The sequence below is a fragment of the Paenibacillus macerans genome (genome assembly GCF_050565405.1).
Taxonomy (GTDB): Bacteria; Bacillota; Bacilli; order Paenibacillales; family Paenibacillaceae; genus Fontibacillus; species Fontibacillus macerans_B.
Genome location: NZ_JBNYYG010000064.1, coordinates 1 through 24,647, shown reverse-complemented (window position 1 = coordinate 24,647; position 24,647 = coordinate 1). Strand labels below are relative to the sequence as shown.

22 protein-coding genes and 1 riboswitch are annotated in these 24,647 nt (G+C 59.1%); of the genes, 20 read left to right on the top strand and 2 right to left on the bottom strand.

Going from position 1 to position 24,647, the window contains the following annotated elements:
• Positions 1-19: 19 nt before the first annotated feature.
• Both ACQ4N8_RS24355 and ACQ4N8_RS24350 read right to left on the bottom strand, forming a co-directional pair.
• Positions 20-931: a DMT family transporter gene (locus tag ACQ4N8_RS24355; RefSeq protein ID WP_430706944.1), complete on the bottom strand. Its 912-nt coding sequence runs from the start codon at positions 929-931 to the stop codon at positions 20-22.
• Between the two features lie 51 nt (positions 932-982).
• The gene (locus tag ACQ4N8_RS24350) at positions 983-1,987 is read right to left on the bottom strand and encodes a lipoate--protein ligase (protein ID WP_430706943.1); all 1,005 of its coding nucleotides are present in this window, start codon (positions 1,985-1,987) and stop codon (positions 983-985) included.
• A 284-nt stretch (positions 1,988-2,271) separates the two neighbouring features.
• Here ACQ4N8_RS24350 and cobD point away from each other — a divergent pair, with 284 nt between their 5' ends.
• The 20 genes from cobD to cobS all read left to right on the top strand — a co-directional run bounded on the left by cobD (position 2,272) and on the right by cobS (position 24,275).
• The gene (gene cobD, locus ACQ4N8_RS24345) at positions 2,272-3,369 is read left to right on the top strand and encodes a threonine-phosphate decarboxylase CobD (RefSeq protein ID WP_430706942.1); all 1,098 of its coding nucleotides are present in this window, start codon (positions 2,272-2,274) and stop codon (positions 3,367-3,369) included.
• Positions 3,366-4,097 carry an adenosylcobinamide amidohydrolase gene (locus tag ACQ4N8_RS24340; protein WP_430706941.1) on the top strand — a complete coding sequence of 244 codons (732 nt, stop codon included), beginning with the start codon at positions 3,366-3,368 and terminating at the stop codon, positions 4,095-4,097. Before cobD ends, ACQ4N8_RS24340 begins: the two co-directional genes overlap by 4 nt.
• On the top strand, positions 4,097-5,065 hold the full coding sequence (cbiB, locus tag ACQ4N8_RS24335) for an adenosylcobinamide-phosphate synthase CbiB (protein ID WP_430706940.1): 969 nt from the start codon (positions 4,097-4,099) through the stop codon (positions 5,063-5,065). The genes ACQ4N8_RS24340 and cbiB overlap by 1 nt, the downstream gene beginning before the upstream one ends.
• 58 nt (positions 5,066-5,123) lie before the next feature.
• Entirely contained in the window at positions 5,124-5,774 is a 651-nt protein-coding gene (locus ACQ4N8_RS24330) for a histidine phosphatase family protein (protein ID WP_430706939.1), read from the top strand.
• A 22-nt stretch (positions 5,775-5,796) separates the two neighbouring features.
• Positions 5,797-6,723 (top strand): MsnO8 family LLM class oxidoreductase, encoded by a 927-nt coding sequence (locus tag ACQ4N8_RS24325; RefSeq protein ID WP_430706938.1) that lies wholly within the window; start codon positions 5,797-5,799, stop codon positions 6,721-6,723.
• A gap of 503 nt (positions 6,724-7,226) precedes the next feature.
• Positions 7,227-8,576, top strand: a complete 1,350-nt coding sequence (locus ACQ4N8_RS24320; protein ID WP_430706937.1) for an extracellular solute-binding protein — start codon at positions 7,227-7,229, stop codon at positions 8,574-8,576.
• Positions 8,577-8,679: 103 nt separating this feature from the next.
• Positions 8,680-9,570: a carbohydrate ABC transporter permease gene (locus ACQ4N8_RS24315; protein ID WP_430706936.1), complete on the top strand. Its 891-nt coding sequence runs from the start codon at positions 8,680-8,682 to the stop codon at positions 9,568-9,570.
• A 17-nt stretch (positions 9,571-9,587) separates the two neighbouring features.
• Positions 9,588-10,412: a carbohydrate ABC transporter permease gene (locus ACQ4N8_RS24310; protein ID WP_430706935.1), complete on the top strand. Its 825-nt coding sequence runs from the start codon at positions 9,588-9,590 to the stop codon at positions 10,410-10,412.
• A 76-nt stretch (positions 10,413-10,488) separates the two neighbouring features.
• Entirely contained in the window at positions 10,489-12,249 is a 1,761-nt protein-coding gene (locus ACQ4N8_RS24305) for a cache domain-containing sensor histidine kinase (RefSeq protein ID WP_430706934.1), read from the top strand.
• Positions 12,250-13,464 carry a response regulator transcription factor gene (locus ACQ4N8_RS24300; protein ID WP_430706933.1) on the top strand — a complete coding sequence of 405 codons (1,215 nt, stop codon included), beginning with the start codon at positions 12,250-12,252 and terminating at the stop codon, positions 13,462-13,464.
• A 103-nt stretch (positions 13,465-13,567) separates the two neighbouring features.
• Entirely contained in the window at positions 13,568-14,896 is a 1,329-nt protein-coding gene (locus tag ACQ4N8_RS24295) for a putative DNA modification/repair radical SAM protein (protein WP_430706932.1), read from the top strand.
• Entirely contained in the window at positions 14,881-15,711 is an 831-nt protein-coding gene (locus tag ACQ4N8_RS24290; protein WP_430706931.1) for a TIGR03915 family putative DNA repair protein, read from the top strand. The genes ACQ4N8_RS24295 and ACQ4N8_RS24290 overlap by 16 nt, the downstream gene beginning before the upstream one ends.
• A gap of 44 nt (positions 15,712-15,755) precedes the next feature.
• Positions 15,756-16,760, top strand: coding sequence for an RNA methyltransferase (locus tag ACQ4N8_RS24285; protein ID WP_430706930.1), 1,005 nt, complete (start codon positions 15,756-15,758; stop codon positions 16,758-16,760).
• A 198-nt stretch (positions 16,761-16,958) separates the two neighbouring features.
• The gene (locus ACQ4N8_RS24280) at positions 16,959-18,311 is read left to right on the top strand and encodes a methyl-accepting chemotaxis protein (protein WP_430706929.1); all 1,353 of its coding nucleotides are present in this window, start codon (positions 16,959-16,961) and stop codon (positions 18,309-18,311) included.
• 89 nt (positions 18,312-18,400) lie between these two features.
• A riboswitch (cobalamin riboswitch) is annotated at positions 18,401-18,606 on the top strand.
• A gap of 244 nt (positions 18,607-18,850) precedes the next feature.
• Entirely contained in the window at positions 18,851-19,843 is a 993-nt protein-coding gene (locus ACQ4N8_RS24275) for a helical backbone metal receptor (RefSeq protein ID WP_430706928.1), read from the top strand.
• The gene (locus ACQ4N8_RS24270; RefSeq protein ID WP_430706927.1) at positions 19,840-20,889 is read left to right on the top strand and encodes a FecCD family ABC transporter permease; all 1,050 of its coding nucleotides are present in this window, start codon (positions 19,840-19,842) and stop codon (positions 20,887-20,889) included. The genes ACQ4N8_RS24275 and ACQ4N8_RS24270 overlap by 4 nt, the downstream gene beginning before the upstream one ends.
• Positions 20,886-21,707 carry an ABC transporter ATP-binding protein gene (locus ACQ4N8_RS24265; RefSeq protein ID WP_430706926.1) on the top strand — a complete coding sequence of 274 codons (822 nt, stop codon included), beginning with the start codon at positions 20,886-20,888 and terminating at the stop codon, positions 21,705-21,707. The genes ACQ4N8_RS24270 and ACQ4N8_RS24265 overlap by 4 nt, the downstream gene beginning before the upstream one ends.
• 26 nt (positions 21,708-21,733) lie before the next feature.
• A complete protein-coding gene (gene cobT, locus ACQ4N8_RS24260) occupies positions 21,734-22,831 on the top strand; it encodes a nicotinate-nucleotide--dimethylbenzimidazole phosphoribosyltransferase (protein WP_430706925.1) in 1,098 nt (365 codons plus the stop codon).
• A complete protein-coding gene (cobU, locus tag ACQ4N8_RS24255) occupies positions 22,828-23,421 on the top strand; it encodes a bifunctional adenosylcobinamide kinase/adenosylcobinamide-phosphate guanylyltransferase (protein ID WP_430706924.1) in 594 nt (197 codons plus the stop codon). The genes cobT and cobU overlap by 4 nt, the downstream gene beginning before the upstream one ends.
• Entirely contained in the window at positions 23,418-24,275 is an 858-nt protein-coding gene (gene cobS / locus ACQ4N8_RS24250; RefSeq protein ID WP_430706923.1) for an adenosylcobinamide-GDP ribazoletransferase, read from the top strand. Before cobU ends, cobS begins: the two co-directional genes overlap by 4 nt.
• The last annotated feature ends 372 nt before the right edge of the window (positions 24,276-24,647 follow it).

Sequence of the window (24,647 nt, the reverse complement as noted above, 5' to 3'; positions counted from 1 at the left end):
TAAAATATAGCTTAATCGGTTAATCCGAGGGTACCGGGTCGGAAGCGGATTTCAGTTCCGCCAAGAGCATTCCGCCCAAAATGCAGGCGCAGCCCAGCACCGCGGCAAAACCGAGGACCTCTCCGCCGAACAGCACGCCGGTCGCTGCCGCAAAAACCGGTTCCATGGCGAAGATGACCGCCACGCGGGAAGGGCTGGTATATTTTTGGCATACCGTCTGGATCCAAAAGGCAAACGCGCTGGTAGGCCCGATCGAGACCAGTAAAGCAAGAAGGACCTCCGGCTGCAGCCATTGATCCGCCAACCCGCTCCGCGAAACTGTGGGCTCGAACAGCAGGGAAGCCGCCGAGCTCAGGATGCCGACAACCGCTAATTGCAGCGATGCCAAAGGCAAAGCCGGGTAGCGGGGAGCAAAAACGCCGGTGTATGCCACATGCAAAGCAAAGGCGATCGCGCAGAGAAAAACGAACGCATCGCCGCGGTTCCAAGCCCAAGCGGCCGTCCCGGCAAACGTCAGCAAGTAAAGCCCGGCGGCAGCCAGGAACGCGCTGAACCAGGTGAACCGGGAAATGGCCTGCCTCAGCAGCCAGAAGGACAGAAAGGGAACGATGATGACGGACAACCCCGTGATAAACCCCGCATTCGAGGTCGTCGTATACAGCAGGCCCACCGTTTGGAACGAGTAGCCGAGGAACAGGAGCAACCCGAGCAGCGCGGCATGGCCGAACATGCCCCAGCTCAGCTTCCGCCATTCGCTGCGGTAAAACAAGGCGATGATCAAAGCCAGCAGCAGCGCCGCTCCGATAAAACGAATGCCGTTAAAAGCCAAGGGCGGCAAGACCCGCACCGCATGCTGGACGATCAGGAACGTGCAGCCCCACATGAAGGCGACGGATAACAGCCCGAGGTCGGCAAGCCTGGAGCGGTTCACGTGCGGTTCGCTCCCTTCGCGTCCCACGCGGATCGGCGGTCGTGACGGCTGCTATTCTTCAAGGAATACCAGTCCGATGAAATCGTCCATTTCCAGATTGCCGAAGTAGTGCTTGACGTCGACTCCGGCCAAGGCTTTCCGTACCGCGCCATCCTCGTATTTTACGCCCCTCAGCTTGTCCTCGATATCGCCGACGTCGCCGACGCCGAAGAAGTCGCCGTAGATTTTGATCTCCTGGATATGCCCGTCCTTGATATTCATGCGCAGGTCGATGATGCCGACCGGGAATTTTTTCGCGTGTTTTACGTTGCTTTCCGGCGACAGGCCGTAGTTCCAATCCCAGTTCTTGTAACGCTGTGCGGAGATCTCGTGGATTTTGGCCCAGTCCGCTTCGGTCAGTTTATATTGGGGAACGGCGTTCGGCTCCATCCCGAAAATATGCCGCAGCAGTTCGGCGCGGAACTCTTCGATCGTCATTTTGCGGTCCAGGAAATCGATGATGTTGGCGACCCGGCTGCGCACCGATTTGGTGCTTTTCGATTTGAACTTCTCCGGATTGGCATGGAGCGAGGCCTGCACGTTGTCCAAATTCAGGTTGAACATCAGCGTGCCGTGGCTGAACATCCGTCCGCGCGTGGAGAATTGAGCGTTGCCGGATATTTTTTGCTCGCCGACCTGCAAGTCGTTGCGGCCGGTCATTTCCGCGTTCACGCCAAGCGATTTCAGCGCCTCCACCACCGGCCCGGTGAATTTGCGGAAGTTGTGGAACGACTGTCCGTCGTCCTTGGTGATGAAGCTGAAATTCAGATTGCCGAGATCATGGTACACCGCGCCGCCTCCGGAAAGCCGGCGAACGACCTGAACGCCGTTGTCCTTGACGTATTCCTGATTGATCTCTTCGATTGTGTTCTGATGCTTGCCGATGATGATGGAAGGGGCGTTGATATAAAACAGCAGGTAGCTGTCATCCTCCAGCGGCAAATGTCGCAGGGCGTATTCCTCGATGGCCAGGTTGACGGACGCATCGGTGATTCCCTCGTTATCGATGAACAACATGGGTCTCCATCCTCCTATTATTGATCGGGAGCCGTGGCTCAAATGATCCGATATGCAGTACACGACGACGTACATGCTCACTATCTTATTGTAAACCAATTGGTCTATAAACCAAAGGGGGAGCAGGGCATTTTTGCGGTAAAAAAAGCGCCGGCGGGTTCCTCCGCTTATTGACGGGAGAAGACGCGGAACTTCATAATGAGGGCATTGGACTTGTAAGGTTTATCGGATTTTTGGATGAAAAACCCGAACGTACATAGGTTTACGGAAAAGAGGAATCGATCATGGAGTTGGAAATTTACGGGCACGGCGGAGACCTGCTGACGGCTTCGGCCCGTTACGGCGTGGACGCGGGACAACTGACGGACTTCAGCGCCAATATCAACCCGCTGGGTCCGCCGCCGGGACTGCTCGAAGCGCTCAGGGAGGTTTTGCCCGGCATCGTACGCTATCCGGATCCCGGACATCGGAAGCTTCTCTCGCTATTAGCGGCCCGCCATCAGGTGGAGGAGGAAGCTCTCGTAGTCGGAAACGGGGCCGCGGAGAATATGGCGCTCGCGCTGCTCGGTTTAGCTCCGGCGAAGGTGGGGATCGTCGAGCCTAGTTTTTCGGAATACCGCACGCTTTCGCAGCAGTTCGGAGCAGAGGTGGAGTCGGTTTGCGGAACGGAGGAACGGCAATATAAAGCCCATCCGGACGAGGTAGAACGGCTGATCCGCGGGACGGACCTGGTCTTCGTCGGCCAGCCGAACAATCCGAACGGGGTGCAGTACGGCCTGGAGGAGCTGCGGCGGTTTGCCGAAGCGGGAGAGCGGTACGGCACTTACGTGGCGGTGGACGAGGCGTTTATCGATTTCATTCCGGAGCAAGAACGCCGAACGCTGCTGCCCGAACTTGGCGCGTATCCCCACCTGATCCTGATCCGGTCGATGACGAAGTTCTACGCCATCCCGGGCTTGCGGCTCGGTTATGCGCTGGCGCATCCGGAGACGGCAAAGCGGATGAGGGACAAGCAGGTGACGTGGAGCGTCAATGCGCTGGCGCTGCTGGCGGGGGAATTTTGCCTGGGCGCGGACGCGGCGTTTGAGCGGGACACGATCGACCTGGTCGGGCGTCAGCGCCGATGGATGCGCGGGGAGCTGGAGCGCATAGGTTGCCGCACCTGGCCGGGCGAAGCGAATTTTCTGCTGGTCCGGCTGCCGGAGCCGTGGACGGCGGAAGCGATGCAGGCCGCGCTGGGACGGCGCGGCGTGTTGGTGCGCAGCTGCGCGATGTACCCGGGGCTGACGCCGCGGGACATCCGGCTGGCGGTGAAGGATGAGGCGGCCTGCGCCAAATTGATGCGGGAGCTGGAAGCGACGATGGGAGGAATGGAGCAATGACGAAGCCGTTTTTGGAGGCAGAGCCGGGGACGGTTTATGAATCGCAGGTTTGGCCGGGCTTAAGTCTTGGTTATGGGGAACGGCATTTGCTGCTGGAGTCGCCGGCGGAACTTGACGGCTTGAGCAGCGCGGTGTACGGAGGCGGCCACGGCATGCTCCGGCGCATGGTCAATATTTACGTGGACCGCAATTACCGCTGCGATGACCCGCAGCGGGACATCGCGGGACTCCTGCGCGAGTGGGGCCATCCTGCCGAAGGGACGGCCGGGCTGCTGACGGCGGTGCCGCTGCGGTACGCCGCGGTGGCGGAGGAGCGCGGCGAGGATTTCGCCGTCTTCTGCTGCGCAACGGCGGGGGCGTCGAACGCCGCGCGGGCCGGCGTTCGGCGGACGACGTTCCCGGCCTCCTGGACGCCGGGAACGATCAATCTGCTGCTGGCCGTGGACGGGCGGCTGACGCCGGCGGCGATGGTGAACGCCGTCATGACGGCGACGGAGGCGAAAACGGCCGCGCTGGGGGATCTCGGCGTGCGCGATGCCGAGAACGGGCTTTCGGCCACCGGCACTACGACCGATGCGGTCGTGCTCGGCGTCAGCCAGCGGGCCGACTGGCCGCTGCTGCACGCCTACGCGGGAACCGCCACGGACCTCGGCGGCACGGTGGGCCGCCTGGCGTACGCCGCCGTAAGCGAGTCGCTGCGGGCCGCATCAGCGGGAGTGCGCCGGTGATGGCGGCGTGGTGGGTGGTGCCGGTCGCGTACGCGCTCGACCGGCTGCTCGGCGATCCGCGCTGGCTCCCCCACCCGGTGGTGGGGATGGGCAAGGCGATCGCCGCGCTCGAGGCGGCCATCCGCCGCCTCGTCCCGGCCCGCCGGCTTCGCGCGGCGGGCGTGCTGCTGCCGCTGCTGGTCGCCGGCGGCAGCTTTGCCTTGACCTGGGCCGCGCTGCGCCTGCTGGCCCAGGTCAGCCCCTGGCTGGCGGCCGCGGTGGAGGCCGCCCTGATCTGGACGACGATCGCCGCCAAGGGCTTGCAGGGTGCGGGGCTGGACGTCGCCGGCCACCTGCTGCGCGGCGACCTGCCCGCCGCCCGCCGCGCGCTCGGCATGATCGTCGGACGCGACACGGCGCACTTGGATGCGCCGGAGATCGCCCGCGGCGCCGTCGAAACCGTCGCCGAGAACATCGTCGACGCCGTCGTGTCGCCGCTGTTGTTCGCGCTGCTGGGCGGCGCCCCGCTGGCGATGGCCTACCGGGCGGTGAACACCCTCGATTCGATGGTCGGCTATAAAAACGCCAAATACATCGATCTCGGTTGGGCTTCCGCCCGGCTGGACGACATCGCCAATTACATCCCCGCCCGGCTGACGGCGCTGCTGCTGTTCGCCGCCGCCTGGGCGCTGCGGCTGGACGCACGGGGAGCGTGGCGGGCCGTGCGCCGCGACGCCCCAAAGCATCCGAGCCCGAACAGCGGCTACCCGGAGGCGGCGGTGGCGGGCGCACTCGGCATTCGGCTGGGCGGCGAAAATTCCTATCACGGCGTCGTCTCGTTCCGCGCCTATATGGGCGAGAAAACCCGCGAGCTGGAGCCGGAGGACGTGCGGAAGGCGGCAAAGCTGATGTTCTGGGTGGCGAACGCGGCGGTGGTTGCGGGAACGATATTATGGATCGGGTTAAGCGGCGGCTGGGCCTGGATTTAGCGGTTGTCGTACTTGATCTTGATTTCACGGAAGCGGCCCTCAGGGAGGTTGAACGGATATGAGCATCGAATGGTGGCTGGTCCGCCACGGGATCACGGCCTGGAACGCGGAGCGCCGGTACCAGGGACACAGCGATCCGCCGCTGCTGGCGGACGAAGCTTCCGGGTTGGCCGAGCTGCGCCGGGAGTTGGCCGGCATTTCCTTCGCGGCGGTCTATACGAGCGATTTGCGCCGCTGCAGGGAGACGCTGGCGATCGCCCGCCCCGATCTCGTTGATCGTGCGCGGCTTGATCTACGGCTGCGTGAAATGAACTTCGGCGTTTGGGAAGGGCAAACGTACGACATGCTGAAAGATAACGCCCTTTACCGCGCTTGGATCGATGATCCGCAAACCGTGACGCCGCCGGGAGGCGAGTCGTGGCGGGAGTTTGAGAATCGGGTGACCGAGCTGTGCGGGGAGCTTCGGGCACGGTCGTCAAGTTTGGCGGCGAGGGACCGGGACGTTCGGGAGGGTTCCGGCGAACCGGGGGACGAGGCCGGATGGGCGGGCATCGAAACGCGCGCCCCGGAACAACGTGCCCAAACCGTACGCTTATTGATCGTGACTCATGGTGGGGTGATCTCCATGCTGTCCTCGCTGCTGCAGCCCGGCCTCGGGTTTTGGGATACCCGGGTAGGGCCCGGCGGCGTGTTGCGTTTGTATATATGATAACGGAAAGGAGCGTGTTGGAATGGCTGAGCAACAAACGACGCTAAAGCTGAGCGTGCTGGATTTGGTCCCGAAGCTTCAGGGAAGCACGGCCGAGGAGGCGGTCGGACAGGCCGCCCGGCTGGCCCGGCACGCGGAAGAGTGGGGATACCTCCGTTATTGGACCGCGGAGCACCATGATGTGGCGGGACTGGCGAGCACGTCGCCGGAGGTGCTGCTGTCCCACATCGGGGCGAGGACGAGCCGGATTCGGCTCGGTTCTGGAGCCGTCCTGCTGCCTCACTACAGTCCGCTCAAGGTGGCGGAATGCTTTCGGCTGTTGGCGGCCCTCTATCCGGGAAGGGTGGACCTTGGAATCGGAAGGGCGCCGGGTGGGGAGGCGCACGCGGCAATGGCCTTAAGCGGCAATTTTTTGGAGCGGGTCGCGCGTTATCCGCAGCTGGCCAAGGATCTTTCCGCCTTGCTCCAGGATAATTACCGCTACGACGACCACCCGGTCGCAGCCCGGCCGGTGCCGCAAATCCCGCCGGCGCTTTGGATGCTGGGGACCAACGTGAAAAGCGCCCGGTACGCGGCCGAGTTAGGCACCGGTTACGTCTTCGGCCAATTTATGAGCGACAGCGACGGGGAGGAGATTTTGCAGGCTTACCGGGATGCCTTTCAGCCGTCCTCCCGCCAGCCGGCGCCTAAGACCCTGTTGGCTGTCAGCGTTATTTGCGCAGAAACCGACGAGCAGTCGAAGGCCTTGCTTGCCAAGACGGAAGCGGGGTTCAGCGCCCGCGGCGGCTCGCCTTTTACAGGCTTTGCGGGGACCGGCGAGCAAATTCGCGCGCAGCTTCGGGAGATGCAAAGCCGATATCGGAACGATGAATTCCTGATCCTTTCGCCGATCCCCGACTATGAGCAGCGGCTGAACTCCTACCGCCTGCTTGCTGAATTGCGGCCATAAAGCGGGAGAGGCCTGGCCCTAACAAACCCAGGGAACGCTATTGCAACGTTTTTACGCTTATCCCTGATCTAACGAATCCAGCTAACGTTATTTCGCCGAATTCGCGTTTTTTTTCGCAGAAACAGAGGAATAAGGACGCTGACATTCGTTAGACTTGCAATCGCCGGATCTTAGGGCAAATAAGGTGTCTCAGATTCGTTAGCCATCTGCCACCGTCTCTTGCCGCCGGGTTTACCGCCGGGCATGCCGCTGTGCCTTACCAACGTCCCCTTCTCCCCACTCAATAGCGCTCCGCCCCGAGCTGCCGCCCCCGCGCCTGTTTTTCCGAAAGCCATCGCAAACCGGATGCCCTCCCGTTTTTTCGGCTTTTCCGAATTTCCGGGAATCAGGGGAAAAACATACATACCTGAAAAAAACCAACCTGATCCCTAAAGTTCACGCCTTGTTGAAAGCGCTTAAAAGCGAAATAATGGTTTTATCCTAAATACAGGGGGCAAGAAACAATGGTCAAAAAGAACCTATGGAAAAAATCTTCAGCAATCGCTTTAACCGCGGCGCTGGCGTTTAGCTTGGCGGCTTGCGGCAACGGGGAGAAGAACAATACGGCGTCCAACGCGCCGGAAGGGAACGCCGCAACAAGCGGAAGCGGCGAGAAGATCACCATCACGTTCCAAAATATCTACCCGGACCCGGCAACTCCGTCCTATAAAACGGTGCATGCCTTGGTCGAAGAGTATGAAGCCGCTCATCCGAACATTCATATCGAGCTCGACACCTTAAATACGGACCAGCAAAAAGTGAAGCTGAAAACGCAAGCGGCCTCCAAAGAGGTACCGGACATTACCATGGTGAACCCGGCTGCGCAAATGAAGCCGTTCGTCGATGCCGGGCTGCTGGCCCCGCTGAACGACATGCTGGATCAAAACGGGCTGAAGGACACCTACCAGGAAGGCCTGCTCGATTACTACAGCTTTGACGGCAACGTTTACGCGCTGCCTGACGGCAACAATATCGAAGTCGTCTATTATAATAAGGAACTGTTCGAGCAAGCCGGCATCGCCAAAACGCCGGAAACGTTCGACGAATTCCTGGCCGACGTGAAGACCCTCAAAGAGAAAGGCATCACGCCGCTGGCGATCGGGGAGAAGGACTCCTGGACCGGTTCGTTCCTGTTCATGAACATCCTGCTCCGCACCAACGGCGGCCCCGGCTTCCTGCAAGACGTCATGGACGGCAAAAAGACGTTTGAAGATCCGGCCTTCATCGAAGCGGTGGATCGCTTCCAGGATCTCGTGCAAGCCGGCGCGTTCCCGGACGGAGCTACGTCCATCGATGCCACGGCAGGCGGCAACATCTTCAAGACCGGCCAAGCGGCGATGTGGGTCATCGGTTCCTGGGAAACCGGCGCGATTGACGCTTCTTCCGTAGCCGGCAAAGTGGGCGCGTTCCAATTCCCGACGGTCGGCGGCAAAGGCGATCCGAACGAATTCATGCTGGCGCCGGGCAGCGCGTACGCGATTTCCGCGAACAGCGAGCATCTGCAAGAAACCAAGGATTTCCTCAACTTCTTCACGTTGAACTTCCCGAAAAAGCAATTTGAAAACAAAAATGCCGTAGGTCTGGGCCAAAAAGTCGACGGCGACCTGAAAGCGGCCGGATACTCCGACCTGGCGATCAACGTAGCGGAATTGTTCAACCAAGTGAAAGGCGGCGATCTGGCGTTCGACAACACGATGAACCCGGCGACGGCGCAAGTTCACCTCAGCAGCATCCAAAACCTGTTCGTGCAAAAGGTGGAATCCGCCCAAGTGGCCAAAGAACATCAAACCGCCTTCGAAGCCAATAAAAAATAAACCAGAAACGATAAAATACCAACTATCGATGCGAAGTGGCCTTTTAGAGGATTCGTGCTAAAGCGCTTCTTCGCATCGGATTTATATTGGAGGGCGGAGAGAGATGAAAGTACTGAAGGTGCCCGCACGCACAATAGCCGTCTTCGTAGTGCCATGTCTGTTGTTGTATGTGTGTCTGGTGTTTGTTCCGATTATCGTTTCGTTTTATACCGGCTTGTTGGACTGGGACGGCATCACGACCGCGAAATTCGTCGGTTTGGCCAATTTCCGCGACATGTTTTGGAATGATCCCGTCTTCTGGCCGTCGGTCCGGCGGACCCTGCTGTACGCGGTAGCCTCCATGGTAGAGATTCCGCTTTGCTTGTTTTTCGCGATTTTGCTCAGCCGTTATTTGAAGAAGGGGAACACCCTGGCGTCGATTTATTTCACGCCGGTCATTTTATCGGTCGTGATCATCGGACAACTCTGGAAAACGATTTATAACCCGACCTCGATGGGCGGTATGCTGAACGGCGTGCTGATCTCCCTGGGGCTCGACAGCTGGACGCATAACTGGCTCACGGAGCCGAAAATCGCCATGTTCAGCTTGTATTTCGTCTCCCTGTGGCAGTATTTCGGCTATCATTTATTGATTCAATACACCGGGGTGCAGAACATTCCGGACGAGATTTATGAAGCTGCGAAAATCGACGGGGCGGATGGTTTCAAAGCGGACCGTTACATTACGATGCCGCTGATCGTCCCGATCTTTAAAATATCGATCGTGTTGGCGTTTATCGGATCCCTGCAGGCGTTTGACCTCGTCATGGTCATGACGGCCGGCGGACCGGCCCATGCGACCGACGTCATCTCGACGCATATGTACAACAGCTCGTTCCTGTCCCAGAAATACGGGTACGGGAGCGCGATTGCGACGTTTCTGGTCATGCTGTGCCTCATATGCACGGTGTTCATTAATTTCATCTTCAACAAACTCGAGAAAAAATACAGCTAGCAAAGGAGTGCACGATCATGAGAAAAGTCAAAAAAGGAATCGTGTATCTGCTCTTTGCGGTTCCCATCGTTACCCAGTTGTATCCGCTGTTGTGGTTGCTGCTCTATTCCCTGAAAACCAACGAAGAAATTATGAGCGGCAGCTTCTTCGCCTTCCCGAAGGCGCTGCAGTGGCATAACTATAAGGACGCTTACGAATCCGGCAGCTACCTGAAATATTTGTCGAACAGCGTGCTGGTCACCGCCGTCACGATGATTTGCGTCATCCTCCTCAGTTCGATGGTCGCATACGCGATCTCGCGGTTCCGCTGGCGTTACGGCAACGTGGTCATGACCGTCTTTTTGATGGGGATGATGATCCCGATGCAAGCCACGCTGCTGCCGCTCATGGTTATTTTCAAAAATATCGATATCCTGAATACGCACCTGTCGCTGATTTTGCCGTACATCGCTTTCTCAACCCCGATCGCCGTCTTTATCCTAAGCGGGTTCATGAAGAGCATTCCGGGTGAAATCGAGGAATCGGCCTTCATCGACGGAGCAAGCATTTACCGGATCTTCCGCAGCATCATTTTGCCGGTGTCCGTGCCGCCGATGATGACGGTGTGCATTTTGACCTTCATCACGATTTGGAACGAATACATTCTGGCGGCGACGTTCATTTCGTCCGAGAAGCTGAAGACTTTGCCGTTCGGGGTGTACACGTTCGTCAGCCAATATTCCGTGAACTACGGCGGCATCGGCGCCTTCCTGGTCATGGGTGCGCTGCCGGTCATTTTGATCTATTTCTTCCTGTCAAACCAAATTACGAAAGGAATGGTAGCGGGAGCGGTAAAAGGCTGATGTTTCATCTTGAAAAATAGAAGTGCGGACTTATAATGGAGGAGCAGCAGGACACGAGGATGGGGGGAGAAAACAGTTGCGAAACGGCTTTCATTCCATAAACCATCGGTTGTTTTTGCTGTTTCTTTTTTGCATGTCGGGCATTTTGCTGATTGTCAGCCTGCTCTACTACAGCCGGACGACGGAGCAGTATCATGAGAAATTAAGCGATTTATCGCAGAAGAACGTCGCCCAGACGGTCGGCTTGTTCCGTCTGCTGTATGAAGGCTATGACAGCTTGTCCAAGTCGATAACCAACAATTTCGAGATGATCCGTCTGCTGAACGAGAAATCCGACGAGCCTGCGGTCGCTTATATTAACGAGCAATCGATCACGAATATCATCGGGGCGATCTTTTATTCGCGCGATGATTTGGTCGGCATTCACGTTATCACCGATCACGGAAAAATTTACAACTACGGCAACTCGATGAACGTATTGGATCCGGATTATCCCCATGAGGACTGGTATCGTCAGCTGCAGGATTCTTCGGGAAAACTGGTATGGCTGGGCGTGTATTCCCATTCGCTGATCGATTTGGCCGAAGACAGCCCGGTGTTTGCCTTTGGCCGGCAAATTTACGATTTGAACGAACACAAGCCGATCGGCATCGTTTTATATGAAGTCAATCCCCAGCCCGTGCTGGACGCGCTTGACAACTTGAAGCTGGGGGAGCACAGCCAGGTTTATCTGATTAACCGGCAGGGACAGGTCGTCTCGTCGCTGACCGATCCGGCTCCGGTGCTGAACGATATCCCCAAGCTGAACGGTCCTCGCGATGTGGTCGTGGAGCAGACCGGGTCGGGCATCACGGTCGCCTCCAGGCTGCCTTTTTCCGACTGGTCCGTGATCAGCACCACCCCGCGGCAAGAACTCAACGTCGAACTCGTGGAAATGAAACGGTATTTGCTGATCGTCATCTCGATTCTGATCATCGTTTCGGCTGTCATCGCTTCCATCGTTTCCCGCACATTTTCCAAGCCGTTGAAGAATCTGATCCGGGAAATGAGACAGGTCGAGCAAGGCAATTTCCGGGGGATGGTCAACGTCGCTTCGTATCAGGAGATCAATATTCTCGTCGCTTCGTTTAACCGGATGGTGAACCGGATCGAGGAGTTGATCGAGCGGGTCAAAATTTCCTCGGTCAGCGAGAAGAATGCCGAACTGCATGCGCTGCAGTCGCAGGTGAATCCGCATTTTCTGTACAACACGCTGGATATGATCTATTGGATGCTGGACGAGAAGGAGAACGACCGCTTGGGCGAGCTCGTGCTTTCGTTGTCCTCGATGTTCCGCTACAGCAGCCAGTGGGAGGACGGGGCGAAGGTGACGCTCCGCGAAGAGCTGGATCAGATTCGCCATTACCTGACGATCATTTTGATCCGGCTGGAAGGCCGGCTGCAGGTGGAATCGGAGATCGACGACCGCCTGCTGGACATATGCCTGCCGAAAATGACCGTTCAGCCGATCATTGAAAACGCGGTGAAATACGGTCTGGAATCGCTGAAACGCCAAGGCGTGCTGAAGCTGTATACGCTGGAGGAAGACGATGTATTGAAAATCGTCGTGGAGGACAACGGAAACGGGATGGATGCCGAGCAGTTGGCCCGGCTGAAGGAAACGTTGACCCGGCAAACCCCGAACGACGGCCCGGGCGGAATCGGACTGCAAAACCTGCACCGCCGGCTGCAGCATATGTTCGGGGAACGTTACGGACTGGAAATCGAAAGCACCCTGGATGAAGGAACGAAGGTAGCCGTCGTGCTGCCGCTTCCCAAGGAAGGAGAGGCATCTTAAGTGAACATACTGATTGCCGACGACGAACGGGCGATTCGCGAAGGGATCAAGCGGACGATTAAGCGGATGTATCCGGAATATGCGGTCGATGTTGCGGCCGGGGCGGAAGAGGCGGTCAAAATCATGGGCGAGCAGCGGATCGACATCGTGCTTACCGATATTTTGATGCCGGGGATGAACGGCCTGGAATTCATGCGGATCTCCAAACGCAAGTTTCCCCAGGTCAAATGGGTGGTCGTCTCGGCGCACAGCGAATTTTCCTATGCCCAGGAGGCGGTTCGGCTGGGGGCGCGCGATTACCTGCTCAAGCCGATCGGCAAGACCCGACTGGAGGAGATCATTAGCAGCCTGGCCGCGGAAATCCGCGAGGAAAGCGAGCTCACGAAGGAAGAGGAGCTGCTTAAGACCAATCTGAAATATTTGCGGGAAGGCGTGTTCCAGCGGCTGGCGTCGGGGCTAGATATCGGCAATTTGGACTTGACCCCGTTCATGGAGGATTACCTCAGCTTTTATTTGATCATGGTGCAGATGGACGCCGGGGACAAAAGCGTACGGCTGGAGCACTTTATCGTGGAGAACGTGCTGTCCGAGCTGATCGAGCGGCACGGCCGCGGCTTTGTCGTCAGCTATGACCGGCAGAGCCTGCTCGGGCTGATCGCGCCGCGGGAGCCGGAGCGGATCGGGTTGTTTCAGGACGAAGTGAAGGCCCATATGAAGCATTATTTGAAGGTGCCCTTTCAAATCATCCATTCGGGGCTGAACGACGATTTCAAAGCGGTGCCGCAGGTGGTCATGCGCATGAAGCAAGCTTCAGATTCGCCGGTCACCCTGCTGGAGCCGCTGAAAGGCAGCGGGGAGAAAGCGATCGACGTTGCCTTGCAATACATCAAGGAGCATTACAACGAGGATTTGTCGCTGGAAAAGGTGGCCTCCGTCGTTTATTTGAATCCGGCTTACTTCAGCCAGCTGTTCAAGCAGAAGGTCGGGCTGGGATACAAGGAACACGTTACCTCGCTGCGTTTGGAGCAGGCGAAGCAACTGCTGCTGAATCCGAAGCTCAAGGTGGCCGAAATCGCCGAATACATCGGCTACCAGGACATGCGCCATTTTACGCAGATGTTCCGCAAGAAGTACAGCGTTACCCCGAACGAATACCGCCAGCAGCAAAACATCAACATTCTTTTGGCTAGCGGGGGGGCGCACGAGCAGGAATAAAGGTGAGAGGAACGGAGCGGCTCGCTAAGGGTGCTTCGTTTTTTTCGCAATTGACAAGAACATATGTTCGTCATATAATGCAGTCGAAAGGGAGGCTATACGCATGGACGTAATTGACAAGCTGACCATATTGACGGATTCGGCCAAATACGACGTATCGTGTTCTTCCAGCGGCGTGGAACGGGGCGGCAGCGGCGAACGCGGCGCCGGCGGCGCGGTGGGGAATACCGTGGCCTGCGGGATTTGCCACAGCTTTGCCGCCGACGGGCGCTGCATTTCGCTGCTGAAGGTGCTGATGTCGAACGCCTGCATTTTCGACTGCAAATACTGCGTGAACCGCCGCTCCAACGATACGCGGCGCGCGAGCTTTACGCCGGCGGAGCTGGCGGAGCTTACGATGAATTTTTACCGCCGCAATTACATTGAAGGTTTGTTCCTGAGCTCCGGGATCATGCGGAATCCGGACTATACGACGGAACAGCTGATCCGGGTGCTGGAGCTGCTGCGCAGGACATACCGTTTCGGCGGTTACATCCACGTCAAGGCGATTCCCGGGGCCGACCCGGCGCTGATATCCCGTTTGGGCCTGCTGGCCGACCGGATGAGCGTGAACATTGAGCTGCCGTCTCAGGATAGCCTGAACCGGCTGGCGCCGGACAAGAGCAAGGAAGCGATCCTGAAGCCGATGTCCGCGATCCGCCAGGGCATTCGGGAGAACGGCACCGATCTCGTAAAGTACCGCCATGCTCCCCGGTTTGTGCCGGGCGGCCAGAGCACGCAGCTGATCGTCGGCGCGACGCCGGACAGCGATCTGCGAATCTTGACGTTAACGGAGGCGCTTTACCGGAAATACGAGCTGAAGAGGGTGTACTATTCGGCATATACCCCTGTAGCGGAGCATTCGCTGCTGCCGTCGCTGGACAGCAAGCCGCCGCTGCTGCGGGAGCACCGCTTGTATCAGGCGGACTGGCTGTTGCGCTTCTACGGTTTTGAAGCCAAGGAGCTGCTCGATGAACGCACGCCCAATTTCAATCTGTTCATGGACCCGAAATGCCATTGGGCCGTGAATCATATCGACCGCTTCCCCGTGGACGTCAACGCGGCCCCATACGAGACGCTGCTGCGCGTGCCCGGCATCGGCGTCCGCAGCGCCAAGCGGATCTTGGCGGCGCGAAGAACGTCGCGGCTGGATTTTCACGGCTTGAAGAAGCTCGGCGTGGTGCTGAAGCGGGCGCAATATTTCATCACCTGTTCGGGCCGCCGGCTCGAAGGGCTCAAGGTCAATGAAAGCACGATCCTTCGGTCGTTGTTATCCCGCCAAGAGATCGACATGTATTTGCCCCGGCCGAAAGTTGAGCAGCTGACGCTGTTCTCCGACGAAGAGCTGGCGGGTACGGCGGGAAGGGAGCTGAGCGCATGGATGTTTGGATAAGCGATGCGGCCTACGCCTACGACGGGAGCTTCGACGGCTTGCTGAGCTGCGTGTTCGAGAGCTATGCGCGCAAGGAGGAACTGGTAGATGTGCGGTCCGACGCCGATCCGCAGTATGGCCTGTTCCTGACCCGCTGGGTGGACACCTCGCCGGATAAGGCTTCCCGCGTCTATGCCGCCATCGGGCGCAAAATTTCTCCGGCCGCCCAGGAGCTCGTCCGCCGCGGCTTTCTGACCTGCGATCCGCAGAAGGACTTGCTGATTTACCGTTTCCTCCGGCTCGGCTTCCGGCATGGGCGGACGGTGATGGATATGCTGACGGACGATACGGTGCACCGGCTGCATAAGGCCGTGCGGCACCTGAACACGGAAAGCCATGCTTTCATGGGATTCGTGCGGTTTTCGGTTTACGGCGAAGCGCTGGTATCGGTGATCGAGCCGAAGAATCGCGTGCTGCCGATATTGGCTCCGCATTTTTGCGATCGATACCGCCAGGAAGCGTTTATAATTTACGACCAAACCCATGGGCAAGCGCTCATCCACAAGCCGGAGGAGAAAGGAAAAGGGCGGGCGGAGATCGTGGATGTCGACGAGTTGTCCTTGCCGGAAGCCGGGGAGATGGAGCTCGCCTACCGCCGCCTGTGGAAGCGGTTCTACGAAACGGTGGCGATCCGCGAGCGGTTGAACCCGCGGGCGCAAATGTCGCATATGCCCAAACGCTATTGGGGGCAGTTGACCGAGATGCAGGGGGAGCGCGCGCCGTCGCTTGGCCATCCCCCGGGACCAAGCGGTTCCGGACCGCAACGATTGAGATAATCGCAAGGCAAAACGCCGGGCGTTCTGTTACAATGGGGAGCAGAATGGATAGAGAGGAAGTCGGCAGCTTGAATCTGAATCATCCGCCGGAACGTTACGTTTACCCTTACGCCTGCCACGAGAACGAGCGTGAGCTCTGCCTGATGGAGCTTCGCGCCTTGTTCGGGGAAGACGGGGAGGCTGCGCGGGACCGGCCTTACGTCGATAGCCGAATCCGGTTGGCACCGAACCGCAGTCCGTTCGTTTCGCTAAGGCTGGACGTTTTGTTCGAGGCGGCGACGCTGGAGGAAATTTGCGCCGGGGCTGCTAAGATCCGGCTTGAGGGGCGCACGTTTAAGGCGCTTTATCTCAAAAGCGGATTGAAGCGGACTTATGAGCAGCAGCGCGAAATGGAGCGGGAGGTAGGGCGGCACATCCGCGGGAAGGCCGACATGCGCCGGGCCGAGGTCACCTTCGGTTTGCTGGCGCGGGAAGACGGCTGGCTGTTCGGCATTTGCCGGCCGTCCGAGCCGGTATGGCAGGCGCACAAACAGAAGCCGAACAACTACTCGACCGGGCTTACGACGTCGGTAGCCAGAGCGCTGGCGAACATTGCCGTGCCCGACCCGGCGGGCCGGAGGGTCATCGATCCCTGCTGCGGCATGGGCAACGTGCTGATCGAGGCGCTGTCGATGGGCATCGATATCGTCGGCAGGGACATCAACCCGCTGGCCGTTCGCGGTGCAAGAAGCAATTTGCGGCATTTCGGATATGACGATTCCGCCTTGGTCGCGATCGGCGATTTGAACGACTTGGACGGCGTGTACGACGCAGCCATTGTCGATATGCCTTATAATCTGTGCTCGGTGCTCTCTCCGCAGGAGCGGCGGCGCATGCTGAGCAGCGTGCGGCGGATCGCCGGACGGGCGGTGATCGTGTCCTCGGAACCGCTCGGGAGAGACATTGCAAGCGCCGGATGGGCGATCGTTGATGCTTGTACCGTAAGCAAAGGCAGTTTTGTAAGAAACATATGGTTAACGCATGCGAATAAACGAACATATATAACATGATGTGTTATATATGTTCGTTTTGTTTGGAGGATTCCACCGTTTTTTTGCACAATTACTTCGATCAGCCCAAATTTTCCCTTTCTAAGACTCTGGTCCTATTCTATAATGTTAGCAAAACTAACATATTGGGGTGGGATCATGAAGCTGAAGCTGGGAATAGGTGCTTTTCCCCGGAAGGCTGATCGGGACGCGGTTGGTATGGCCAAACAGGAAGAGGCGAATTGGACGACGATCGCCAACGAGTCGTTGGTCGCGGCAGACCGGCTTCAGGCGGCGGTCGGCGAAGTCAGCGACAGCATCGAACAACTTCAGAAGCTGTCCGATACCGCAGCGGTCGAAGACATGAAGCTGAAGCACAGCAGCGAACGCTCTTTGGAGCAGGTGCAGGAAAGCCTCGCGGCGATGGAAGAGGTGGCCTCCTCGGCTTATCAGATCCAGGAGGCCGCGGGCCATCTGCTGGACCGCAGCGAGAGAACACGCGCAGAGGCGGTGCGGATGGCCGGGGCGCTGGAAACGGCGGACGGAACGATCCGCTCGCTGGCCGAGTCCCAGCAATCGATCGCCGGACCGATGGAGGAGCTGGAGAGCAATACCCGCAAGCTCGGGACGTTGTACCGGAACCTCGAGGAAATTGCCGGCGAGGTGGCTTTGCTCGCGCTGAACGCGTCGATCGAAGCGGCCCGTTTCGGCGAGCAGGGGAAAGGCTTTGACGTCGTAGCTGTTCGGATGCGCCAGCTGGCCGATCAAAGCACCCAGGCCATCGGCCACTCCGCTCCCTTGTTCCGGCAAATCGCGGAGGACGTGGAACGAGTGAAATCGACGTTGAATCATGGCCGGGATTCGGCCCTGGAGGGCATTTCCCTGATGAAGCGGATGGGGGAAGATATCCGTTATATCGCGGAGGAGGTGGCCGGGTTGAACGGCCTCGTCGCGGAGACGGGACAACGGAGCCGCGAGCAGGCTACCCTGACGCGGAATATGGAGGATATGCTCGGCGAGGTCCACGAAGCATTGAATCGGAGCATCACCCATGTGGAGGGAGCGCTGGCCCGAATGGAATCCGAGCGGGGGCATATCTCCAAGCTGCAAACGGTGGTTCTAGGGCTGGACAGAGCCCAGGCCGAGCTGATGGTATCGCTGGAATCCGTCCGTTCGGCGCCGGACGCCGGCGATGAGCGCGGGGACGTGCTTGCCTTGGGACAAGCTTATGCCCGAAAGCTGCAGGCAGCGGCCGATCGCCCGAGTTTCGACGGCATGGAGGCGCTTGGCCACCGGGCCGCGCTGGAGGAGCTGCTGGCCCGGGAAACCGGACTGGAAGCGGCCTGGACGAATCGGGCAGACGGTTCCTTCGTCGTGTCCATCCCGGAAGCCGGCTTGCTTAACGCGAAAGGCCGGGATTGGTTCCTCCGGGCGATCGGCGGTGAAGCGGTCATTTCCGACGTTTACGTCTCGGCGATTACGAAACGGCGCTGTCTGACGCTCGCCGTGCCGATCCGGCGCAACGGAGCCATTATTGGCGTGTTGGGGGCGGATTTATCGGTCGACCGTTAGGCCGGGGGGATCGGCGTTGAACGGATTGCGTATTGTCAGTTACTCTCTTTTCCCCTATAATCCAATAGAGAAGAAAGCCTAAAGACAAGCGAACATTAGTGCCCGTAGGTCCTGAAGACACGGCGATGCCGTCAGCTTCGGGTTAAAAGGGAAGCCGGTGCAAGTCCGGCACGGTCCCGCCACTGTAAACAGGGACGAGCTCAAGATGCCACTGTCGCCCGGCGAACGGGAGATGGGAAGGCGAGCGTCGTCGATACCTGGAAGTCAGGAGACCTGCCCACGGGAAACGAAGACGGTCCTTCGAGGAAAGGATAACGTTCTGCCAAGACAACCATCGCCTGCAGCCGGAAAGCCTTTTGTCGGGAAGCCGGGCCTGTTCGCGGCATGACTTTGTAGACGTAACCCCATCCGCCAGGATTGGGGTTTTTCTTTTTGCCAAGGCTGGGCTTCAGCCGGTAAATGGCCGAATGGACCACGTATCGCTTCGACTCGGGTTTCTTTAGCACTGGGAAAATCGCGGAAAGAGGAGAGGGTTAGTCATGAAGAACTGGAAACATATATGGGGAATCGGGCTGCTGGTGCTGCTGCTTGCGGCCTGCGGCAACAATAACGCAGCGGTAAATCAAGGTACGAACGGGGCGCAGCAGGAGCAGACCGCCGAAACGGATGCAGCCGATACGCAAGAGGCGACGCAAACGGTTTATCCGTTGACGGTAAAAGATTCGAGCGGCAAGGAATTCACGTTCGAATCGGCTCCGCAAAAAATCGTCTCGCTGGCGCCTTCGGACACGGAAGTGCTGTTTGCGCTGGGCCTCGATGAACAGGTGGCCGGGGTTTCCGACCTGGACGATTACCCGGAAGCGGTGAAGGACAAGCCGCGGATGGGTTCCTCCAACGTGAATGTGGAGGCGGTCGTGGCCGCGCAGCCGGATTTGATCGTCGTTGGGGGCATCATCGACGAGGCGGTCATCAAGAATTTAAGCGATTTGGGCTTTAAAGTGTTTGAGTCGAATCCGAAAACGATTAACGATGCGATGGAGCATATCAAGCTAATCGGCACGATTACCAACCATCAGGCGGAGGCCGCAGAGGTGGTCGGCAAGATGGAGCAGCAGTTGAACTTCGTGACCGAAGCGGTGAAATCGGTGGCCGAAGACCAGAAGAAAAAGGTTTACATCGAGTTTTCTCCCGGCTGGACGGTCGGCAAAGGCGAGTTCATGGATGAAATGATCACGCTGTCGGGCGGGATCAACGTGGCTTCCGATGTCGAAGGCTGGACCGAAATTAACGAAGAAAATATTATTCAAGCGAATCCGGACGTGATTTTATACGCGAAAAGCGTCATCGACGAGAATAACCAAACGCTGGCGGACATCATCAAAGGCCGCGGCGGGTGGGATCAAATTGCGGCGATCCGGGACGACCGCGTCATCGGGCTGGACGACAACCTGCTCAGCCGTCCGGGACCCCGCGTCACGCAAGGCTTGATCGAAGTGGCCATGGCGATTTATCCGGATTTGGTCAAACCATGATTCGCGGCAAATTGGCCGGATACGGGGCGATTGGACTGCTGCTGCTAGCCGTCACGCTGCTGTTATGCATCGGCATCGGTTCGGTCTATTTGCCGGCCGGCGAGATAACGTCGATATTGCTTCACCGGATCCCGGGACTGGCGCAGCTGATCACGCCCGATTGGAGCGTCTCCTCCGAGCAGATCGTGGTGCAGGTGCGCCTCCCCCGGGTTTTGCTCGGGATGTTGGTCGGCGCATCGCTGGCAGTCGCAGGAGCGGGCTTTCAAGGGGTGCTGCGCAATCCGCTGGCGGATCCGTTCACGTTGGGCGTCTCCTCGGGGTCGGCGATCGGCGCCGCCGTGCTGATTTTTTTCGGTTGGCAGTTTTCGCTGTTCGGGGTGTTTACGCTGCCGGCGGTCGCTTTTGCAACGGGGGCGCTTACGCTATGGATCGTCATTTGGCTGGCCCGCGAGAACGGGAAGCTGCCCATTGAAAGCCTGGTTTTGTCGGGCGTCGTGATGCAGTCTTTTCTCGGCGCGGTCGTGTCCTTCCTGACGGCGATGTCGAAGAAAACGGTCAATGAAATTTTATACTGGACGATGGGGAGCTTGAGCTTGCGCGGATGGTCGTATACGGCCATCCTTTTCCCATATTTGCTGGTAGGCGCATTGTATTTGTGGAGCCGGGCCAAGCATTTGAATTTGCTGGCTCTCGGCGAACGCCAGGCAGCCCATTCGGGGATGGCCGTGGAACGCACCAAGCTGACCGTCCTGCTCGTGGCTACGCTGATGACGGCGGCGGCCGTGTCGGTGTCCGGCGTCATCGGGTTCGTCGGCCTTGTCGTGCCGCATATGATTCGCCTGATTACCGGGCCGGATTATCGTTTGATTATTCCGCTCTCCGCGCTCGGCGGGGGAATATTCATGATGTGGAGCGATCTTGCGGCCCGCTCGCTGCTGGCCCCGACGGAAATTCCGCTGGGCATCGTTACGGCCTTCGTGGGAGCGCCTTTCTTCGGCTATCTGTTATATCGCAAGAAGAAGCAGAGGGAGGAGGAATTGCGTTGATCGAGGTAACGGGAGTGTCCAAAGCCTTTGGTCGGCAGGCGGTGCTGCATGAGGTGGATTGGCGGGTCCGTCCCGGCGAATTTTGGGGATTGATCGGCCCGAACGGCAGCGGGAAAACGACGCTGCTGAACCTGATCTCCGGCGTGGAAAAGCCGGATGCGGGGAGGATCTCGCTTCATGGCCGCCAGCTGGCCTCGTATGCGCGGAAGGCGCTGTCGCGCAAAGTCGCCGTCCTGCAGCAAGACGGATTGCCGCCGGTAGCCTACGGGGTCCGGGAGGTCGTTGAAATGGGCCGTTTCCCTTACCAGGATTGGCGCGGCAAGGAAAAGGACGGAGCGCTTGGCAGCCGGCGCCTGATCGACGAGATCATGGAAAGATTGGATCTGAAAGGGCTCGAGCAGCGTCCGCTCAACGTGCTGAGCGGGGGGCAGCGGCAGCGAGCCGCCCTGGGGAAGGTCATGGCGCAGCAGCCGGAGCTTGTGCTGTTGGATGAACCTACGACGTATTTGGACTTGCGCTATCAAATGCAATTTATGGAGCTGATTGCCGATTGGCGGCGGGAGGAAGGGTTGACCGTCGTATCGGTCATGCATGATTTGAACCTGGCCGCCTTGTTTTGCGACCGACTGCTCGTGATGGGCGAGGGACGCATCGTGGCGCAGGGACCGCCGGAGGAGATCCTGTCGCCGGACATGATCAGGACGGTCTTCGGGGTACACGCACACCGGGTCGCCCACCCGGATATGGGGGTTCCGCAGCTGTTATTGCGGCGGGAGCAAGCTCAGTCAAGCGGGCAGGATAGACGAAGGAACGGATAAGGCGAAGGAAGAAAGGGGACAGATTCATGGGATATGATTCGGTTTTGCGATTGGCGAAGGGAATAAAACCGCTGGATGCGGCGGCGATGACGGCTGCCGAAGCGCATTTGGACCGTTTGACGAAGCCGCCGGGAAGCCTCGGCAAACTGGAAGGATTGGCCGTCAAGCTGGCCGGGATAACGGGGGAGGTACGCCCGGCTTTTCCCAAACGGACGGTCGTGGTCATGGCGGCGGACCATGGCGTATGCGAGGAAGGCGTCAGCGCGTTTCCGGCGGAAGTGACGCCGCAGATGGTGCTGAATTTTCTCGCCGGCGGCGCGGCGGTCAACGTACTCGCGCGTCAAGCGTCGGCCGACGTGGTTTGCGTGGATATCGGGGTCAATGCGGATCTGGAGCATCCGGGCTTGGTGCGGCAAAAAATACGCTACGGAACGGGAAATATGGCCAAAGGGCCGGCGATGAGCCGGGAGGAAGCCGAAGCTGCGATATTGGCGGGTGCCAATTTGGTCGCCGATGCGGTATCCCGCGGGGTTCGCTTGTTCGTTACCGGCGAGATGGGGATCGGCAATACCACGGCCAGTGCAGCGATCATGAGCGGTCTGACCGGTGCGGCGCCGCTGGCCAGCGTGGGACGCGGGACCGGGATCAACGATGAGCGGCTGCGGCACAAAATTGCCGTCGTGGAACGGGCTTTGGAACTGAATCGGCCGGATGCGAACGATCCGCTGGACGTCCTCGCCAAGGTCGGCGGGCTGGAAATCGCCGGATTGACCGGCGTTATTTTGGGAGCGGCCGCGGAGCGGAGCCCGGTCGTTATCGACGGCTTCATCTCGACCGTAGCCGCCCTGATCGCGGCAAGGTTGGCGCCGGAAGCCGTAGGCTACATGGTTGCCTCGCATGTATCCCATGAGCAGGGGCATCGTCAGCTTCTGAAGGAGCTTGGCCTGGTTTCGATGCTGGAGCTGGACATGCGGCTTGGCGAAGGCACGGGCGGCGTGCTGGCGCTGCATCTTATCGACGCGGCTTGCCGCATTGTGTCCGAAATGGCCACGTTTGAGAGTGCCGGGGTCGCGGACGGAAGTGATTCCGAATCCGGGTCCGGGTCCGGGGAGAATCACCAATGATCGTCACGGTGACCGGCGGCGCCCGCAGCGGCAAGAGCTCGTTCGCCGAACGCTGGATCATGAAGCATGCGCAAGCGGCGGTTTATGTCGCGACGGGGCAGTCTTTTGACGAAGAAATGAAGGCGCGCATCGCCCTGCATCGGCAGCAGCGGGAGCATAACGGGTATGCCTGGACCACGCTCGAAGAGCCACTTCGTCTGGCGGAGCTGCTGAGCGGATTGGGCGAGCGGACGGGGGAGCCAGTTTCATCCGCTTCCCTTGCCGCCGCCGGTCCGGTCGTGTTGATCGATTGCCTGACCTTATGGCTATCCAACGTACTGCTTGCTGCCGAAGATCAGCCTGTGCCCGCAGATACGGCGGCATTGCGGGAGATCGAGCGGTTGGCCGCGGCGGCTGCGGCTTTTCCCGGCACGCTCGTGATGGTTACGAACGAAGTCGGCAGCGGCATCGTCCCGGAATACCCGTTAGGGCGGCAATACCGGGATTTGGCGGGGCTGCTGAACCGGATGATGGCCGCCTTGTCGGATCAGGTGTTCCTGGTGACCGCCGGGATTCCTATCGAATTGAAAAGCAGGGAGTATCGCTTATGAGCGCACGGGAGCGTAACCGATCCACCCCGCCGTCGGACAGTGGAGCCGTTCAGGCGATATTGGCGGCGTTCCAGTTTCTCTCCCGTTTCCCGGTGCGGAAGGAGCTGGACTTCACGCCCGAGCTGCTGCGCCGGAGCGCCGGGTATTACCCGCTCGTCGGAGCGGCCATCGGCCTTTGCGTCTGGGGCTTCGGCCTGCTTGCCGCATGGCTCGTGCCCCCCTTGCCGGTTGCCGTCCTTGCCCTGATCCTGTGGGTATGGCTGACGGGCGGCTTGCATTTGGACGGGTGGATGGACACGGCCGATGGTCTGCTAAGCTACCGATCGCGCGAGAGCATGCTGGAGATCATGAAGGACAGCCGGGTCGGCGCGATGGGCGTACTGGCCTGCGTGCTGCTGCTGATGCTCAAAGCGTCGCTTCTGGCATCCCTGCTGCAGGGGAGCGCGCTCTCGTCGGGCCTGGCTCTGCTCACGGCTCCCGTCTGGAGCCGCTGGTTCATGACCCGGGCGATGCACAAATGGCCGAAGGCCCGGCAAGGCGAAGGCTTGGCCGGCCAGTTCCGCGGTTTCGGTGACCGCGATGCGCAAAGCGCGACCGTTTTGGCGATCTCCCTGTCGGGGGCCGGCCTGCTGCTGACGCTGATCATCGGTCCATGGAGCAGTATCGGCGAGCCCGACTTGCTGCGCACGCTGCTGTATTTGTGCCTGCATCCGTTGTTAGCCTGGGCGGCCGGCACCTGGGCGGCCGGCCGGATGAGCGCCAAACTCGGCGGCTTGACCGGCGACACGTACGGCGCGCTGAACGAGGGCCTGGAAGCCCTGCTGTTGCTGCTCGCCGTGTTGATCCTTCGGTAACTCGCGCTAGTGGCGTCGTATTGATTCTGCAGTAACTTGCACTTGCGCACGAAAGCGACCGGCTAAACAAGCAGCGGAGAACGTGAATTAAAGCCAGACCCGGCGAAACAACCGGAAATCCTCCCACTGGCGTTGCATTAAAGCTTCCGGGAAACCCGTGAAATCTGAATCATACCAAGAGGTTCCAAAGAATTCCTGCAAAAATGCAGGCTTTTCTCAGAAATAAGCCAAAGTCTTGCGAATTCCTGCACTTTCCTCTAGGCCCCCTAAATAAACTGGAGTCCTCTCCTACAAGGATTTACAATGGAAATAAGGGAGAGGATTAAGTTATGGGAAAAGCCAAAGATGAATTTCGTTTAAAGGTAGTAAGAG

Bases quoted from the DNA above. Each gene is read 5' to 3' on its own strand.
- cobT (WP_430706925.1), top strand. From the start codon at position 21,734: ATGGGATATGATTCGGTTTTGCGATTGGCGAAGGGAATAAAACCGCTG.
- ACQ4N8_RS24270 (WP_430706927.1), top strand. From the start codon at position 19,840: ATGATTCGCGGCAAATTGGCCGGATACGGGGCGATTGGACTGCTGCTG.
- ACQ4N8_RS24340 (WP_430706941.1), top strand. From the start codon at position 3,366: ATGACGAAGCCGTTTTTGGAGGCAGAGCCGGGGACGGTTTATGAATCG.
- cobD (WP_430706942.1), top strand. From the start codon at position 2,272: ATGGAGTTGGAAATTTACGGGCACGGCGGAGACCTGCTGACGGCTTCG.
- ACQ4N8_RS24325 (WP_430706938.1), top strand. From the start codon at position 5,797: ATGGCTGAGCAACAAACGACGCTAAAGCTGAGCGTGCTGGATTTGGTC.
- cbiB (WP_430706940.1), top strand. From the start codon at position 4,097: ATGGCGGCGTGGTGGGTGGTGCCGGTCGCGTACGCGCTCGACCGGCTG.
- cobS (WP_430706923.1), top strand. From the start codon at position 23,418: ATGAGCGCACGGGAGCGTAACCGATCCACCCCGCCGTCGGACAGTGGA.
- ACQ4N8_RS24320 (WP_430706937.1), top strand. From the start codon at position 7,227: ATGGTCAAAAAGAACCTATGGAAAAAATCTTCAGCAATCGCTTTAACC.
- ACQ4N8_RS24275 (WP_430706928.1), top strand. From the start codon at position 18,851: ATGAAGAACTGGAAACATATATGGGGAATCGGGCTGCTGGTGCTGCTG.
- ACQ4N8_RS24290 (WP_430706931.1), top strand. From the start codon at position 14,881: ATGGATGTTTGGATAAGCGATGCGGCCTACGCCTACGACGGGAGCTTC.
- ACQ4N8_RS24330 (WP_430706939.1), top strand. From the start codon at position 5,124: ATGAGCATCGAATGGTGGCTGGTCCGCCACGGGATCACGGCCTGGAAC.
- ACQ4N8_RS24310 (WP_430706935.1), top strand. From the start codon at position 9,588: ATGAGAAAAGTCAAAAAAGGAATCGTGTATCTGCTCTTTGCGGTTCCC.
- ACQ4N8_RS24315 (WP_430706936.1), top strand. From the start codon at position 8,680: ATGAAAGTACTGAAGGTGCCCGCACGCACAATAGCCGTCTTCGTAGTG.
- cobU (WP_430706924.1), top strand. From the start codon at position 22,828: ATGATCGTCACGGTGACCGGCGGCGCCCGCAGCGGCAAGAGCTCGTTC.
- ACQ4N8_RS24280 (WP_430706929.1), top strand. From the start codon at position 16,959: ATGGCCAAACAGGAAGAGGCGAATTGGACGACGATCGCCAACGAGTCG.
- ACQ4N8_RS24350 (WP_430706943.1), bottom strand. From the start codon at position 1,987: ATGTTGTTCATCGATAACGAGGGAATCACCGATGCGTCCGTCAACCTG.
- ACQ4N8_RS24295 (WP_430706932.1), top strand. From the start codon at position 13,568: ATGGACGTAATTGACAAGCTGACCATATTGACGGATTCGGCCAAATAC.
- ACQ4N8_RS24285 (WP_430706930.1), top strand. From the start codon at position 15,756: ATGGATAGAGAGGAAGTCGGCAGCTTGAATCTGAATCATCCGCCGGAA.